Origin of the sequence: Bacillus sp. ISL-41, from assembly GCF_018613235.1 — a bacterium.
Lineage (GTDB): Bacteria > Bacillota > Bacilli > Bacillales > Cytobacillaceae > Mesobacillus.
In genome coordinates, this window is record NZ_JAGGQP010000037.1 from 1 (window position 1) to 15,794 (window position 15,794).

At 39.7% G+C, this 15,794-nt stretch carries 12 protein-coding genes; 11 read left to right on the forward strand and 1 reads right to left on the reverse strand.

Annotated elements, in window-relative coordinates; all coding sequences use genetic code 11:
• The first annotated feature begins 314 nt into the window (after positions 1–314).
• Positions 315–1,211, forward strand: a complete 897-nt coding sequence (rocF, locus tag J7I80_RS18915; RefSeq protein ID WP_214740384.1) for an arginase — start codon at positions 315–317, stop codon at positions 1,209–1,211.
• Positions 1,212–1,293: 82 nt separating this feature from the next.
• Here rocF and J7I80_RS18920 read toward each other — a convergent pair whose 3' ends face one another.
• Positions 1,294–1,464: an aspartyl-phosphate phosphatase Spo0E family protein gene (locus tag J7I80_RS18920; protein WP_214740386.1), complete on the reverse strand. Its 171-nt coding sequence runs from the start codon at positions 1,462–1,464 to the stop codon at positions 1,294–1,296.
• A gap of 244 nt (positions 1,465–1,708) precedes the next feature.
• Between J7I80_RS18920 and sigW the strand changes: the two genes are divergently transcribed.
• The 10 genes from sigW (at position 1,709) to J7I80_RS18970 (ending at position 15,791) form a co-directional block, all read left to right on the forward strand.
• Positions 1,709–2,272 (forward strand): RNA polymerase sigma factor SigW, encoded by a 564-nt coding sequence (gene sigW, locus J7I80_RS18925; RefSeq protein ID WP_214740388.1) that lies wholly within the window; start codon positions 1,709–1,711, stop codon positions 2,270–2,272.
• 16 nt (positions 2,273–2,288) lie between these two features.
• Positions 2,289–2,942, forward strand: coding sequence for an anti-sigma factor family protein (locus tag J7I80_RS18930; protein WP_214740390.1), 654 nt, complete (start codon positions 2,289–2,291; stop codon positions 2,940–2,942).
• A 378-nt stretch (positions 2,943–3,320) separates the two neighbouring features.
• The gene (gene cdaA / locus J7I80_RS18935) at positions 3,321–4,148 is read left to right on the forward strand and encodes a diadenylate cyclase CdaA (protein WP_214740392.1); all 828 of its coding nucleotides are present in this window, start codon (positions 3,321–3,323) and stop codon (positions 4,146–4,148) included.
• Positions 4,141–5,373, forward strand: coding sequence for a CdaR family protein (locus J7I80_RS18940; protein ID WP_214740394.1), 1,233 nt, complete (start codon positions 4,141–4,143; stop codon positions 5,371–5,373). The genes cdaA and J7I80_RS18940 overlap by 8 nt, the downstream gene beginning before the upstream one ends.
• Positions 5,374–5,409: 36 nt before the next feature.
• Entirely contained in the window at positions 5,410–6,759 is a 1,350-nt protein-coding gene (glmM, locus tag J7I80_RS18945) for a phosphoglucosamine mutase (RefSeq protein ID WP_214740396.1), read from the forward strand.
• A 522-nt stretch (positions 6,760–7,281) separates the two neighbouring features.
• Positions 7,282–9,084 carry a glutamine--fructose-6-phosphate transaminase (isomerizing) gene (gene glmS / locus J7I80_RS18950; protein ID WP_214740398.1) on the forward strand — a complete coding sequence of 601 codons (1,803 nt, stop codon included), beginning with the start codon at positions 7,282–7,284 and terminating at the stop codon, positions 9,082–9,084.
• A 262-nt stretch (positions 9,085–9,346) separates the two neighbouring features.
• The gene (locus tag J7I80_RS18955) at positions 9,347–11,206 is read left to right on the forward strand and encodes a TnsD family Tn7-like transposition protein (protein ID WP_214740400.1); all 1,860 of its coding nucleotides are present in this window, start codon (positions 9,347–9,349) and stop codon (positions 11,204–11,206) included.
• Between the two features lie 37 nt (positions 11,207–11,243).
• A complete protein-coding gene (locus J7I80_RS18960; RefSeq protein ID WP_214740402.1) occupies positions 11,244–12,056 on the forward strand; it encodes a TnsA endonuclease N-terminal domain-containing protein in 813 nt (270 codons plus the stop codon).
• Positions 12,053–14,206, forward strand: a complete 2,154-nt coding sequence (locus J7I80_RS18965; protein ID WP_214740404.1) for a Mu transposase C-terminal domain-containing protein — start codon at positions 12,053–12,055, stop codon at positions 14,204–14,206. Before J7I80_RS18960 ends, J7I80_RS18965 begins: the two co-directional genes overlap by 4 nt.
• Complete coding sequence (locus tag J7I80_RS18970) at positions 14,199–15,791, forward strand: ATP-binding protein (RefSeq protein WP_214740406.1); 1,593 nt, start codon at positions 14,199–14,201, stop codon at positions 15,789–15,791. Before J7I80_RS18965 ends, J7I80_RS18970 begins: the two co-directional genes overlap by 8 nt.
• Positions 15,792–15,794 lie beyond the last annotated feature (3 nt).

Consider the following 15,794-nt stretch of genomic DNA (forward strand, 5'->3'; position numbering starts at 1 on the left):
TATTGTGACAGGTTTCAAGTGTTAGAGGTCAATGCTGTCAAGAAAAAGGCCTTTATTGTGACAGGTTTCAGGTGGAAAAGCCCAAAGCTGTCAAGATTCCTGTATTACTCCGTCAGCAATTGCTTGTTCCTATACATAAAATCTATTTCCAATTTGCCGGCAAAGCTGAGATAAATTTTTCAATAAGAATCCTATACTAATAAATTCACTCAATTCCAAACCGTATATATATTCATGAAATTGTCCAGTTGAGTCATTTGAATGAAAGCGTTTAAAATAAGGAGTAGACGAGAGATAGCAAGGGGGAGAAAACAATGAAGAAACTTTCGATTATTGGCATGCCGATGGATTTGGGTCAGATGAGAAGGGGAGTCGACATGGGCCCAAGTGCAATCCGTTATGCTGGAATAAATGAAAGACTGAGAGTGTTATTTGATGAGATAGAGGATTTGGGTGATATCGCAGTTGGGAGACCAGAGGTGAAGATTGATCCTAACAGCAATCTTCGCAACCTGGAATTAGTTGCTGAGAAAAATAGTTTGCTTGCAGATGAGGTAGACAAGATTATAGAATCAGGGTCATTCCCGCTTGTATTAGGCGGCGACCATAGCATTGCGATAGGGACATTGGCAGGTGTATCCAAGCATTATAAGAACCTGGGTGTCATCTGGTATGATGCGCATGGGGACTTGAATACAGCGGAAACTTCTCCGTCTGGTAATATTCACGGAATGCCGTTGGCTGCGAGCCTGGGTTTGGGTCATGAGATGCTGACTCAATTAGGCGGATTTGCGCCAAAAGTAAAGCCAGAAAACATTGTCATAATCGGCGCGCGTGCGCTGGACGAGGGTGAGAAGGATCTGATCAAGGAAATGGGTATCAAAGTGTTCACAATGCACGAAATCGATCGACTCGGAATGGCTGCGGTCATTGAGGAAACAGTCAACTATCTTAAAGATAAGACGGATGGTGTCCACCTTTCTCTTGATCTTGATGGGCTGGATCCAACAGATGCGCCAGGTGTCGGTACACCGGTAACTGGAGGCATCAGCTACCGTGAAAGCCACCTGGCTATGGAGATGCTGGCTGAATCAAAAATCATTACATCAGCTGAATTTGTCGAAGTCAACCCAATACTTGATGAAAAGAACAAGACAGCTGTCGCGGCAGTGGCGTTGATGGGGTCTTTATTTGGTGAAAAACTTTTGTAATGCCCATATAGTTTGGGAATAGACTCATATTAGTGAGAAAAAATAGGAGCAGCGGCCAGGTCTGGCTGCTGCTCTCTTATTATTAATATAGGAATGTCTTTTTGGAAGATAAGTGATAATATTTATTTAGTAAATGGTCGAGTTTAGCGCTGATGTCTACAACCCGTTGATTTGACAGCGAGGTTTTTGCGGCTAATTCAACCATTTCTTTACGGCAATTTTCAATATCCTTCAGCAACGTTTCTGCACACATTGATTATTTCCTCGCTTTCAATGAAATATAGTTCATTTATACCCTGAAAAAAACTTTTTAAACCAAACTGGTAAAAATTTGTTAATATTGTGTTAGCGTGTTTTTTGCTTTTTTCGCAAAAAAAGTCAGTTAGTAGATGATTTTGTCAATTACATACATAAATAAAGTTTTTATAAAAAAAACGAAACCTTTTACGGAATCGATTCGTATATCGATTAGCCGCATGAAGCGCGGAGGTAAACTAATGGAGACAATCGTAAAACACAGAATAAAGCAAGTACTCAAGGGAGACCAGAATGCCTATGGAGAGATTGTTGAAGTATACAAGGACAAGGTTTTCCAGCTTTGCTACCGTATGCTCGGGAATCGGCACGAGGCAGAAGATATTGCACAGGAGGCTTTTATCCGTGCATATATCAATATTAACAGCTTCAATCAAAACTTGAAGTTTTCCACATGGCTGTATAGAATAGCTACTAACCTATGTATTGACCGGATTCGCAAAAAGAAACCAGATTATTTTCTTGATGCGGAAGTACCTGGAACAGAAGGCTTGACGATGTATTCCCAGGTTCCATCTGAAACACCCTTACCTGAGGATGAGGTAGAAAGTATCGAATTGCAGGATACCATCCAAAAGGAAATTTCAAAGCTACCCGATAAATATCGGTCCGTAATCGTATTAAAGTATATTGAAGAACTCAGCCTGAATGAGATCAGCGAAATACTGGATTTACCGCTTGGCACAGTGAAGACGAGGATCCATCGAGGAAGAGAAGCCTTAAGGCAGCAGTTGCGACACGTATAAGGTGAGGTGAAAGAATATGAAATGTTCCGAACAAATTATCGACTATATGCATGAATACTTAGATGAAGAAATCTCCGAAGACCATGAAAAGATATTAAGAGAGCACCTGCAAAGCTGTTCAGATTGCCAGGAATACTTCAGGGAGCTGAATAAGTCAATCGCTCTTGTGCAGAGCACCTCCCATATCCAGGCACCAGATGATTTTACTTCAAAAGTGATGGCCGGCCTGCCGAAGGAAAAGAAAAAGACGGAAATCCAACGCTGGTTCAGAAGCCATCCATTGTTAACAGCTGCCTCGCTTTTCCTGGCGTTAATGACTGGCAGCATCTTTTCGACTTGGAATGAAGAACACCAGTTTTCCGTATCGAAGCAGCCTAATCTGATTGTTGAAAATGACACAGTCATCGTGCCTGAAGGAGAAGTCGTCAAGGGTGATGTCGTTGTCAGGAATGGCAAGGTGAAAATTGAAGGCGAGGTCCAGGGTAATGTCACAGTGATTAACGGTGAGTTGATTAACGGAGAGAAATACCTGGCTTCAGCAGGCAATGTCACTGGTGAAATAACCGAGGTCAATGAAGTGTTTGAGTGGATCTGGTACCATATTAAGAAGACGGCTAAAAACACAGCAGATCTTTTTGAGAACGACGAAAAGGAACAGTCATTCCAATAGGAATGGCTGTTTTTTAAGGCTCCTTTTTGTAAGGGTTGGTTGGGGGTCAGCAGACAAGTTGACATCATTATAATTTGAACAAAGCTTATGGTATAATAAAAAAGTTACCTTTGTTTATAGCTGAAACGATTGGTCTTCTTTTGTATTTTTTACAAAGGGCGATTTTGCATTGTATGATTTTTACACCGCATTTTGAAAGGCTTCATCTTTCTTTCTGCTCCTTAACCGGCAGTGCACTCGAAAACCCTGAAGCCGATTTTTACTTTTCTATAGTTAGCAACAAAGTTACGAAAGAAGCCTTTTAAAAAGGCTGATGAACCTTCAGGGCATTCTTAGAGACCTCTGAAGGTGCCTTACTAAACTACTGGAGGAAGTGCAATGTCGTTTGCGGATTTCGATTTTCTAGAATATCTAGCTAATATTGTTGACATTCTCCTGGTTTGGTTCGTCATTTACAAGCTGATTGCAATTATTCGAGGTACGAAGGCTGTCCAGCTTTTAAAAGGGATTTTTGTCATCCTGATTGTAAAGTTTATCAGTGATTACTTCGGATTGAATACGCTCAGCTGGATGATGGAACAAGTACTAACCTGGGGATTCCTGGCCATTATCATCATCTTCCAGCCCGAATTGCGGCGGGCACTCGAACAGCTCGGCAGAGGGCGGCTTTTTTCCAGATCAGGCCTGCAGGAAGAGGAAGACGAAGAGAAGATGGTTGAGGCCATTATCAAGGCAACCGATTATATGGCTAAGCGCCGGATCGGGGCATTGATTTCAATTGAAAGAGAAACAGGAATGAGTGATTACATAGAGACAGGCATACAGCTTCAATCAAAAATCTCTTCTGAACTGTTAATTAATCTTTTTATACCGAATACACCGCTTCATGATGGAGCTGTAGTGATACAGAAAAACATCGTTGCCGCGGCAGCTTGTTATTTGCCGCTGTCGGAAAGTCCTTTCATTTCGAAGGAACTGGGTACAAGGCACAGAGCCGCGCTCGGAATCAGTGAAGTAACCGATAGTATCACGATTGTCGTGTCTGAGGAAACAGGGAATGTATCGGTTACCCGGAATGGCGAACTTTACAGGGACTTGAGCGGGGAAACGCTAAGGGAACTGCTTACAGCCGAGCTGGTTTCGCCATCAAGAATAAAGCAGGCAGCTTCTACCCGCTGGAATTGGAGGGGGAAGAAAAATGGATAAATGGATGGATAATCCCTGGTTCATAAAAGTCGTTGCCCTTGTTCTTGCTGTCCTGCTGTTTGGATCAGTACCTAAAAACGATCCCGATAAGCCTGGCGATGTGAATGTGCCATCAGATGAAAAGGTTGAGACGATTGAAGAAGTGCCGGTTAAAAGGATTTATGATACCGATACTTTGGTTGTATCCGGTGTTCCTGAAACAGTTTCCGTAACGCTTCAAGGACCGAAAAATCTTGTGCAGCAGGCGAAGACACTGAGGAACTTCGAAGTGTTCGTTGATTTAACAGATGCCGAAATTGGCAATCAGCGAGTGCCAATCACTATTAAAGATGTCTCAGACCGCCTGACCGTAACTATCGAACCTGGGTATGCAAATGTGTCAATCCAGGAAAAGGTTACGAAGGAATTCAGTGTGGAGGCAGAATTCAACGGGAATATAGTGGAGGAAGGTTATATAGCTGAAAAGCCATCAGTAAAGCCTAATAAAGTCCAAATAACAGGTGCAAAGGATGTTATCGACAGGATCACTTATGTGAAAGCAACTGTCAATTCTTCAGGGAAGGTATCAGACACCATCACACGAGAAGCAAGTGTTCTTGCTCTGGATAAAGATATGAATAAACTTGATGTTGTTGTCGAACCTGGGGTTGTCGAGGTAACGATCCCGATTAAAAGCTCAAGCAAAAAGGTACCAATTGATATTATCCGGAAAGGAACTCCTCCAAGCGGGGTAACAATCGATTCAATCACTTTGGAAACGAAGGAAGCTGAAATCATCGCTGACCCAGGCGTTCTTGAGAAATTTGATCGTGTCAGGGTCGAAGTGGATTTGAGCAAGATTGAGGAGGATACGGATATCACCCTTCCAGTCATTATTGGCGAAGGAATTGTCCGGGTTTCGCCTGAAACGGTAAAAGTGGCCGTAAAAGTCACAAAGGCCTCCGAGATAAACATCTCTAATATTCCAATTGAACTTGATGGGATGGATGCCGGCTATGAAGTCAATTTCCTTGATCCCGCAGACGGCCAGACTAATTTGACCGTTTCTGGACCGAGTGATATTGTTTCGGCCCTGTCACCCGATGATTTTAAAATCTTGATCGATGTGTCGGAGCTTGATGAAGGGAATCATGAAGTCGAGATGAAGGTGACTGCACCTCAAAATATAACGTGGAAACTGGCTAAAGAAACGGCCAGTATATCGGTTGCGAAAAAAGATGTGTAATGACTGCAATTTTTCATACAAGGAGAGATTCTAAGAATGGGTAAATATTTCGGTACAGACGGAGTACGTGGTGTTGCGAACAGCGAACTAACGCCAGAATTAGCTTTCAAGCTCGGCCGCTTTGGAGGCTATGTCCTTACAAAGGAACATGATCGCCCTAAGGTGTTGATCGGAAGGGACACTCGTATTTCCGGACATATGCTTGAAGGAGCGCTGGTAGCCGGTCTATTATCAATCGGAGCGGAAGTTATGAGGCTCGGCGTAATCTCAACTCCAGGGGTGGCCTATTTAACGAAGGCCCTTGGCGCCCAGGCTGGCGTCATGATTTCTGCCTCTCACAATCCAGTAGCGGATAATGGAATTAAATTCTTTGGGCCAGATGGATATAAGCTATCTGATGATCAAGAGAATGAAATCGAACAATTGATGGATATGGACAAAGATGAGCTGCCTCGTCCTGTAGGTGCCAACCTTGGACAGGTAAATGATTACTTTGAAGGCGGCCAAAAGTACCTTCAGTATCTAAAGCAATCTGTAGATGAAGAGTTCACAGGTCTGCATATCGCGCTTGACTGCGCACATGGGGCAACCTCATCATTGGCTACGCATTTGTTTGCTGACCTTGATGCGGATACTTCCACGATGGGCGCATCGCCTAACGGCCTGAACATTAATGATGGCGTCGGATCGACACATCCGGAAGCACTTGCTGAATTCGTAAAGGAAAAGGGAGCGGATTTAGGCCTTGCTTTTGATGGAGATGGCGACCGCCTGATTGCGATTGATGAAAAAGGAAACATCGTTGATGGCGACCAGATCATGTATATCTGCGGAAAATTCATGAAGGAACGCGGACAGCTGAAACAAGGTACTGTTGTATCAACTGTGATGAGTAACCTTGGTTTCTACAAAGGCCTTGAGGAACATGGAGTTCAAAGTGTTCAAACAGCGGTTGGCGACCGTTATGTAGTGGAAGAAATGAAGAAGAACGGCTATAATCTCGGCGGCGAGCAATCCGGCCATATCATCTTCCTGGATTACAACACAACCGGTGACGGCCTGCTTACAGGTTTGCAGCTTGCCAACATCATGAAAGCAACAAATAAGCCGCTGTCAGAGCTGGCAGGGGAAATGAAGAAATTCCCTCAGGTTCTCGTGAATATCCGAGTGACTGATAAGTACCATGTAACAGATAACGAGAAGGTAAAAGAAGTAATCGAACAGGTTGAGGCAGAAATGAACGGCAATGGCCGTATCCTTGTTCGTCCTTCAGGAACCGAACCATTGGTACGTGTCATGGCAGAAGCAGCAACAGCAGAGCTTTGCGAAGAATATGTAAGACGAATTGCTGTCGTTGTTGAAGAAGAAATGGGATTAAAAGAATAGTAATCATCATATGCATAAGGGCTCTGGTACATAAATGAGCCCTTATGCATATTTATTTAGGAAGGGAGTTTTCAGTCGGCCGGTATAGGGTAATTGTACGGGAGGGCTGTTTTCCTTTGTTTTCTATTGACTGATAGGTATGTATCATGTATGATAATCCTGTTTTTGAAAAAGGCTTGTTTGTTTAGTATTAGCCTTAAAAACAATATTTTCGAAAGGTGGGCAGAGGTAGATCAATGGAAAACTAAAGCGCCAGGACTAATCCTTGACCGAAAATGTGGATTAGTTGACGAGGTGGAGGTTTATCGAAGTTTCGGCGGATGCCTCCCGGCTGAAAGCACAGCCGCGAATTCCATCTTCAAAACATTAGGGCAACTTAATGCACAAAAAGATGGGGATGCTAAAACTAAAGAGGATTGGATTCATGTAGTCTGACCTCAAACCAATTATATGAGATAAGGGGGCAAGATGCCCCTATTTAAGAGGCTTCTTGCCCCCTGTCGTACAGGAGGAACAGAAGTTATGTGTGGAATCGTTGGATATATCGGTAATAATGACTCGAAAGAGATTTTATTAAAAGGTTTGGAAAAGCTTGAGTATAGAGGGTATGACTCTGCGGGGATCGCAGTCATGAACGAAAAGGGAGTTCACGTTTTTAAGGAAAAAGGACGCATTGCGGACCTTCGCAATGCAGTGGACAATGATGTAATGGCCAACGCTGGAATCGGCCATACTCGTTGGGCGACTCACGGTCCTCCAAGCAAGGTGAACGCTCACCCTCACCAGAGCACAACTGGCAGACTGACTCTTGTCCACAATGGTGTTATCGAGAACTATGATCTATTGAAGCGCGAGTATTTGCAGAATGTCGAATTGAAAAGTGAAACAGACACTGAAATTATCGTCCAGTTAATCGAACTGTTCGTAAACGAAGGTCTGAGCCTGGAAGAAGCCTTCCGTAAGACGCTGACAATTTTACATGGTTCATATGCACTTGCCCTCATAGATGAGCAAAATGAAGACACGATTTTTGTGGCGAAGAACAAGAGTCCGCTTCTTGTCGGCCTTGGCGATGGCTTCAATGTTGTTGCCAGTGACGCAATGGCAATGATTCAGGTAACTAACCAATATGTTGAACTGATGGACAAGGAAATGGTCATTGTCACGAAAGACGAAGTGACAATCAAGAACCTTGAAGGAGAAGTGGTTTCACGTGCTCCTTACACAGCAGAACTTGATGCAAGCGATATTGAAAAGGGAACTTACCCGCACTACATGCTCAAGGAAATCGACGAGCAACCGCTTGTGATGCGTAAAATCATCCAGAACTACCAGGATGGCGAAGGCGCCCTTGAAATCGACTCTGACATCGTTGCTGCGATGAAGGAAGCAGATCGTATCTACATTATCGCGGCTGGAACTTCTTATCATGCAGGTCTTGTCGGCAAGCAGTTCATCGAAAAATTGGCGAAGATTCCTGTTGAAGTTCATATCTCAAGTGAATTCGGCTACAATATGCCACTTCTATCTGAGAAGCCATTGTTCATCTTCATTTCACAGAGCGGAGAAACTGCGGACAGCCGCCAGGTTCTGGTTCAAGTGAAAGAGATGGGATACAAGGCTTTGACGATTACGAACGTTGCTGGTTCAACGCTTTCCCGTGAAGCAGATTACACTCTACTTCTTCACGCTGGTCCTGAAATCGCGGTTGCTTCAACAAAAGCATATACAGCACAGCTTGCTGTCCTAGCAATTTTGGCAGAAGTAACAGCTCGCGGAATTGGTCACGAAGTTGACTTCGACCTTGTACAGGAACTGGGAATTGTGGCGACTGCGATGGAAGCTCTTTGCGATGATAAAGAAGAATTCGAAAGCATCGCTCGCGAATACCTGACTGTTACAAGAAACGCATTCTTCATCGGACGCGGAATCGACTTCTACGTGGGCCTTGAAGGCGCGTTGAAGCTGAAGGAAATTTCGTACATCCAGGCAGAAGGCTTTGCTGGCGGAGAACTGAAGCACGGAACAATCGCTTTGATCGAAGAAGGCACACCAGTTATCGCCCTTGCAACACAAGAATTTGTCAACCTGAGCATCCGTGGAAACGTCAAAGAAGTCGTTGCCCGCGGAGCAAACCCGTGCATCATCTCCATGAATGGACTGGAAACAGATGAAGACCGCTTCGTCATCCCAGAAGTGCACAGCCTATTAACACCTCTTATCTCAGTAATCCCGCTGCAGTTGATCTCATACTACGCAGCGCTGCACCGCGACTGTGACGTCGATAAGCCACGTAACCTGGCTAAATCTGTTACGGTTGAATAAATTTTGTTATGGAACCCAGTCAGCTGTTTCATAAAAAAAAAGTTCTTTACCAGATAAAAAAGTTCTTTACCAGATAAAAAAGTTCTTTACTGTATTACCTAAAACTGGCGAATGAGCCAAAAGATATTTGAAATAAAATTCAAGTAGCTAATATTAGAAAAACTGTTCCCTAGGGAGCAGTTTTTCTTGTTTTGGTCTATTTTTACAATGAAAATAACGAATATTACACCACTTGATAGTAATGTTTAGAAAGAAGAGAGAAATGATTAGTTATTTCCCGCATCCTTATAAAGATGAAACAGTTTATAGCCTCATTGCTAGGTACTCTCAACACATAGGAATTAAGTCTAGATACCAAATTCATAATGAGCTGATGGGTAAAACAATGGTTAGTATTAAAAGAGAGTACATAAGTAATATGGAAAGCCTCTCGAAAAAATTGAAGCCCTTTTCCAATGATTATACTTCTGAGTACTTTATTAGAGGTCATACAACCTTTCCTTTTGCAGCCCCTTTCAGAACCCGAGACGAACATGAAACCGAGAATAAACATTTCCTTCACAGGCGTCGGGACAGTTTAAGCGAAGTCCCATCAAAGGAACATCTATATTACTGTAGTTATTGTTTAAAAGAACAATTTCAGAAAAACGGTGAAGGTTACTGGCAAAGGCTCTTTCAGACGCAAGGTGTTTTTGTGTGTTATAAGCACGTAAGAGCTTTAAATGTGCATGAAACCAAAATTGTTAAACAGGAATTAAATAAATTTGAGATACCGAATCCATCTTTAATCTCCGTACCTGAAAAAAATATGGATAGTGTGGTGTTAACTAAGCTTGCCGAGCTTACTCAAAATATTGATTATTTTTATAACCACAGTCTTGATGAAGTATTTATCGAAAATATTACTCCTAAATATCTTGAATACATAAAGATATTGGGAATCGCAATACCAAATTCAAAGATGAAAAAAAAATTAAATGGTTTGCTTTTATCCAGATTTGGAGACGATGTTCTTAATTTATTAAATTCAAATCCAAAAAACAATAATTGGATTGATTCACTTTTTACTAGTAAAAGGATTTATAAAATGCATCCTGTCCGTCATGTTTTATTAATGATTACAATGGCTGGATCTGTAAAAAAATTCTTTGAAGAAAACCCTAAATTTGCTCCATTTGGAGAGGGCCCGTGGCTATGTTTAAATCCATTATCTAATCACTATTCAGAAAAGGTTGTAAAAGAAATTATTATTAATATTCATGATGGTAATAGAGATTTTCAAGCGGATTTTATATGTGATTGTGGCTACGTCTATAGATTACGTTATGGGGAAAAAGATCCCTTAAAAGTGAAATATTTTAGTAACAGAGTGATGAAAAAAGGCCATGTATGGGAAGCGGAATTTCAAAAGTTAATTATTAATGGTATATCAATGAAAGATATAGCCAAGAAAACTCAACTCAGTACTCCGACAATCAGAAAAATAATAAATGAGGGTATTGACCCGATTCAAAACGGATTAGCTAGAAAGAAAAGAGATAATGAGGGTTTACGAAATCAAAAAACATTAAAATACAGACAGCTTTGGAAGAACTTACAAAGAGAAAACCCGGAATTTTCACGTTCCCAACTATCCGCACTAAATAGAGCAGCCTTTGCCTGGTTGCATCAATATGATAAGAAATGGATTAATGCTAATAGCCCTTCCTCACGAATAGGATTTACAACAAAAAAAGAAGAGAAGTTTATACAAGAGGATTTGGCTCTTTTAAAAAAGCTGAAGCAGCTAGATAAAGAATGGCAGATACTTGAGCAAAATGCAGGAAAAATAATTAGAAAGTCTCCTACTGCACTTACTAGAAATATATCGGGGGGGAATAAGTTGAAATCAAAAAGCGAGAAATTTCCATTGACAACCTCCTTTATATCCACAATAGAGGAATCAACTGTTGATTTCCAAAAAAGGAAACTCGATAGAGCGTTAAAAGATTTTTTTATGGAAAAGATTGTAAGCAAACATAAATTAACCGAGAAGGCAGGAGTGAGGAGGTCTCTCAAAAGGGAGGCTGAGCTATACGCAGAGGAACTCGTAAAAATTCATAATACATATCTCCAAAAATAAACTATTTATTTTTGGAGATAAAAGGGGTTCAATACAAATGGCAAAAAGGAAAACAAAATGGACAGAAGAAAAAATTGCAAGGTATTTAAAGGATGGACGTGGGAGTGGAGAACTTGATAAATATTTACCATGGCTAACCAATCAAGACTTTGCCTCCCTCGGTAGAACTCATAGGCCAAAAAGTTGGAAGACAAACAGGAAGATGCAATTGTTTTCTGATCTTGAGTATAGCTATATGTATATTTTAGATTGGGCAGAAAATGTATTCGATATTAGGGAACAATTTCCCTTGGATAGGGAGTTGACAACAAAAATTGCGGAGTCAAAACAAATTATGCATTCAAAGGTTACAGATACAGAAACTCCGATAGTTATGACAACTGATTTTTTAATAACTTTAAAGGATGGTAAAAACTTCAGTTATCTGGCAAAGAGCATTAAGCCTGAAGAAAAATTAAATGATAAACGAACAATCGAAAAACTAGAAATTGAACGCCAGTATTGGGAAAACCAGGGGGTTAGATGGGGGATAATAACTGAAAAGGATATTCCAAAAAGTTTATGGAAAAATGTTGAATACATCCATAAAAGTTACTATTTGGAGGATGAAGATTTACTACTAGCTAAGTTGCTATATAAAGAATTAAAAATTAGTGAAGGTACGATTCTTATGATTCTAGACTTCTTTGACAAGAAATACTCCCTGGAACAAGGAACAGGGCTGAGTCTATATAAATATCTGCTTGCTAAAAAAGAATTAAGGGTGAATATGCAGGAAGATATTAATCTAAGAGCCCATGTAAGTACCATAGAGTTTACAGAGCTAAATGATGAGGAGAACATTTCATGAATTTATATGTCAATGAAATAATTGTTAATCCAAATAATAAGAAAGAGTACAGGATACTTTGGTTGAGTGAAAATAATAAATATGCCTTTATCATCGATACTCATGATACAAATGCTTTCCCGGTAATTAAGAATGTAAAGGAGTTAATAGATGGTCTTCTGGAGGGTGACCTTCTAAAAGAAAGATCAGATTCCAATGGTTTGGCTGAAGGACATATTAGTGACAAGGCAATTGCTGATAGAGATTTAGCATGGGATATTATCAAGGATATTGTTTATAAAGAGCCAGAAATATATTTTAAAGAGCAAAGAGGCAAGTTGATTAAAGAACTGCTGGTGGTACACAAAATCAGTAAACCTACATTATATAAGTATCTCCGTCGTTACTGGCAGAGGGGGAAGATTCCTAATGCCTTAATTCCTGATTTTCTTAATTGTGGAGGAAAGGGTAAGGAGAAACAACCCAAAAGGAAAATGGGTAGACCTGTAAAATTTAAAGAATTAGAGTCCGAGGTAATTAGAGACGAGTCTATAAAAAAAATCTTCAGAGTTAGTTTGCAGTCATTTTATTTTAATCAAAAGAAAAACAGTCTTCCTTTTGCATACAAAATGATGGTAAGGAAGTTTTATTTAGAGGATACATACTACGACAATGGAAAAGAAAAAGTAATACTTAAGGATAAAGCAACCATTCCAACAATAAATCAACTTAGATATTTCTTGAAAACGGAATATACGGAGAAGCAAAAAATAATTCCAAGAGTAGGGAGAATTAAATACGAACAAAACTATAGAGAGTTGATGGGTTCATCTACATTTGAATCTTTTGGACCTGGATCTAGATTCCAAATTGATGCTACCATTGCGGATGTTTATTTAGTCTCTGAATATAATCCGGATTGGATTATAGGTCGTCCAATTGTATATTTTGTGGTTGATATATTTAGTCGCTCCGTGGTGGGGATGTATGTAGGTTTAGAGGGACCATCCTGGTTAGGTGCTATGATGGCAATCGCAAATACAGCAAGCGATAAACAAAAATTTTGTGCGGAATACGGAATTAAGATAACAAAAGAACAATGGCCATGTGAACATCTTCCACAGCAACTACTAGCAGATAGAGGGGAATTTGAAGGTTATAACGTCGAGAGATTAGTAAATGTATTCAATTTAGATCCTGAAAATGCGGCTCCTTATCGACCGGATTGGAAAGGTCTAATAGAAAAATACTTTGATGTCTTTCAAGGCAGGATTAAGCCCTTTCTACCTGGATATGTGGAAAAAGACTATAGAGAAAGGGGTTCTAAAGATTATCGACTTGATGCAAAACTAACAATTAAAGATTTCACAAAGATAATCATAGCAGAAATAATTTATCACAATAATCATCATTTAATAAAAAACTATCCAAGGGATAAAGAAATGATAGAAGATGATGTAATTCCAACCCCTAATCATTTATGGAACTGGGGGGTTAAACGTCGTTCCGGCAAGTTAACCTTTCACAGTATTGATAAGATAAAATTGAATTTAATGCCACATGATGTTGCAACTGTAACAGAAAAGGGAATTCGATTTAAAAAAATGCACTATATATGCGACAATGCAATTAAAAATTCATGGTTTTCAACTGCCAATATCAAAGGGTCTTGGAATGTAAATATAGCTTATGATCCACGAAACATGACTAATATCTATTTGCTAAGCGATAACGGAGCCACATACGAGGTTTGCACATTATTGGAGTATGAAGAAAGATTTATGAATATGAGTACGGAAGATATTGAGTACCTATTGCAGTATGAAGACCTCCAGACGAAGAGATACGAACATACACAACTTAAAGAAGAAATTAATTTAATTAACGAAATCCAAGAAACAGTTTCATCTGCTATTAAAAAAGCTGATGCACTGCAGAGTAAAAGTATTAGTAATAGCAAAAAGGTTAGCGACATTAGAGAAAATCGTACTGTTGAAAAGGAACTCTTAAGAGAGAAAGAATATTTTCAAATTACACCTATAGAGGATGATAAGGCAGTCAAAAAGGAACTAAATCAAGAAACAATTCCTACTACAGAAAACGAGTACAACAGAAAGTCAATAAAAGAGATACTCTCTCAAAATACAATTGGAGATCAGAAACATGGATAAAAACAATATTAATACCCGTAAATTTCCTGCTGCGAAATACCGTGAACAATACATTGAAGAATATAAGGGAAACCCATTGATTGAAGCAATTCCCTCTATATTATCGCTATCAGAAGCTTATGGGAAAATGAGGTTTGAGCCACTTTATCATAAAAAGGAAAGGCAATTATCTGAAGAGCTGCGTTATCATATGCTCTTTAGACTTCAGCAATTTTTCCAGCCTGTATCTCAGCATCTAGATTTAGAAAGAAGGATATCCAGATTAATTCGTTCAGGTTATGTGTCAAGAAATCCACTGGATTCTAATGAAGTAAAATTTTTAAATGGTAATGGTTCAGGTTTGCCCTCCTCTGCTTCAAGTTTTACCCTAATGGGTTTTTCAGGGATTGGGAAGACGTCAGCTATTGAAAAAGTTCTTTCTCTATACCCTCAGATTATCCTACATCAAAGCCCGATCAACCGACTTCAAGTTGTGTGGTTAAAACTTAACTGTCCACATGATGGATCTCTAAAAACACTTTGTATGGATTTCTTTTTAAAGTTAGATCAGATTTTAGGAACGAATTATCTCCATAAATACGGGAATCCAAGAAACTCGATAAGTGCATTAGTGGTTCAAATGGGCAGGATAGCAAGGATTCATTGTATTGGTGCATTGATTATTGATGAGATTCAGCATTTACTGACAACAAAGGATAATAATTCTGAAAAGATGATGAATTTCTTTGTCACTCTTATTAATGAGATTGGTATTCCTGTGGTCTTAATCGGTACGATGAAGGCTCGGGCTGTGTTACAACAAGATTTTAGGCAAGCAAGACGGGGTAGTGGTCAAGGTGATATGGTTTGGGAACAGATGAAGTATGGTGATGATTGGGAAATGCTCATAGAAGAAATGTGGAAATATCAATGGACCTCTAATTTCATTCCTTTAACTGATGAGTTAAAGCAAACTATGTATGATGAAAGCCAGGGAATACTCGATATCGCTGTGAAATTATTCTCTCTAGCTCAAAGCAGAGCAATTGAAACTGGTAAGGAGACAATTACATCTTCTGCTATTATTCAGGTTGGTAAAGAGGACTTAAAACTTGTTCAACCAATGTTAAAGGCTCTAAAATCCGGGAGAGAATCTGAAATTGCTAAGTATGAGGATATCACTCCTATGGACTTGAAGTCGTTTCTTGAACAAAGGAAAAGCAAAATTGATTTAAGAGCGAGTTTGCAAAAGAAAAAAGAAGAGCAAGAGAAGCAGAAGAAAAAGTTCGAAATTTCACAGGTTGAAAAAGCAATTCATGCTTTAATTACCTTAGATATAGAGCCTAAACTTGCAGAAAAAGCAGTTAAGAAAGCCCATAAGGAATCAGCAACAGGTAATTCCAATGATATTCTGGTGAGGGCAATAACTATCCTTGAAACGGAAATGGTACATAAGGGTGATCAAAAAAATAAGATTTTAAAAAATAAATCAATTAACCAGTTAGCGAAGATAATTGATAAAGGTAAAAAAAGTAAAAAATCAGCTTATGATTCATTATTCTCTGAAGGATACATTACATCACCTGTCGAGGAATTTATAATTTAGGGT

What these genes read in the sequence shown, in the direction of transcription:
- sigW (WP_214740388.1), top strand. Translation starts at nt 1,709, where the DNA reads ATGGAGACAATCGTAAAACACAGAATAAAGCAAGTACTCAAGGGAGAC.
- J7I80_RS18965 (WP_214740404.1), top strand. Translation starts at nt 12,053, where the DNA reads ATGAATTTATATGTCAATGAAATAATTGTTAATCCAAATAATAAGAAA.
- J7I80_RS18955 (WP_214740400.1), top strand. Translation starts at nt 9,347, where the DNA reads ATGATTAGTTATTTCCCGCATCCTTATAAAGATGAAACAGTTTATAGC.
- J7I80_RS18940 (WP_214740394.1), top strand. Translation starts at nt 4,141, where the DNA reads ATGGATAAATGGATGGATAATCCCTGGTTCATAAAAGTCGTTGCCCTT.
- J7I80_RS18930 (WP_214740390.1), top strand. Translation starts at nt 2,289, where the DNA reads ATGAAATGTTCCGAACAAATTATCGACTATATGCATGAATACTTAGAT.
- J7I80_RS18960 (WP_214740402.1), top strand. Translation starts at nt 11,244, where the DNA reads ATGGCAAAAAGGAAAACAAAATGGACAGAAGAAAAAATTGCAAGGTAT.
- cdaA (WP_214740392.1), top strand. Translation starts at nt 3,321, where the DNA reads ATGTCGTTTGCGGATTTCGATTTTCTAGAATATCTAGCTAATATTGTT.
- glmM (WP_214740396.1), top strand. Translation starts at nt 5,410, where the DNA reads ATGGGTAAATATTTCGGTACAGACGGAGTACGTGGTGTTGCGAACAGC.
- J7I80_RS18970 (WP_214740406.1), top strand. Translation starts at nt 14,199, where the DNA reads ATGGATAAAAACAATATTAATACCCGTAAATTTCCTGCTGCGAAATAC.
- glmS (WP_214740398.1), top strand. Translation starts at nt 7,282, where the DNA reads ATGTGTGGAATCGTTGGATATATCGGTAATAATGACTCGAAAGAGATT.
- rocF (WP_214740384.1), top strand. Translation starts at nt 315, where the DNA reads ATGAAGAAACTTTCGATTATTGGCATGCCGATGGATTTGGGTCAGATG.
- J7I80_RS18920 (WP_214740386.1), bottom strand. Translation starts at nt 1,464, where the DNA reads ATGTGTGCAGAAACGTTGCTGAAGGATATTGAAAATTGCCGTAAAGAA.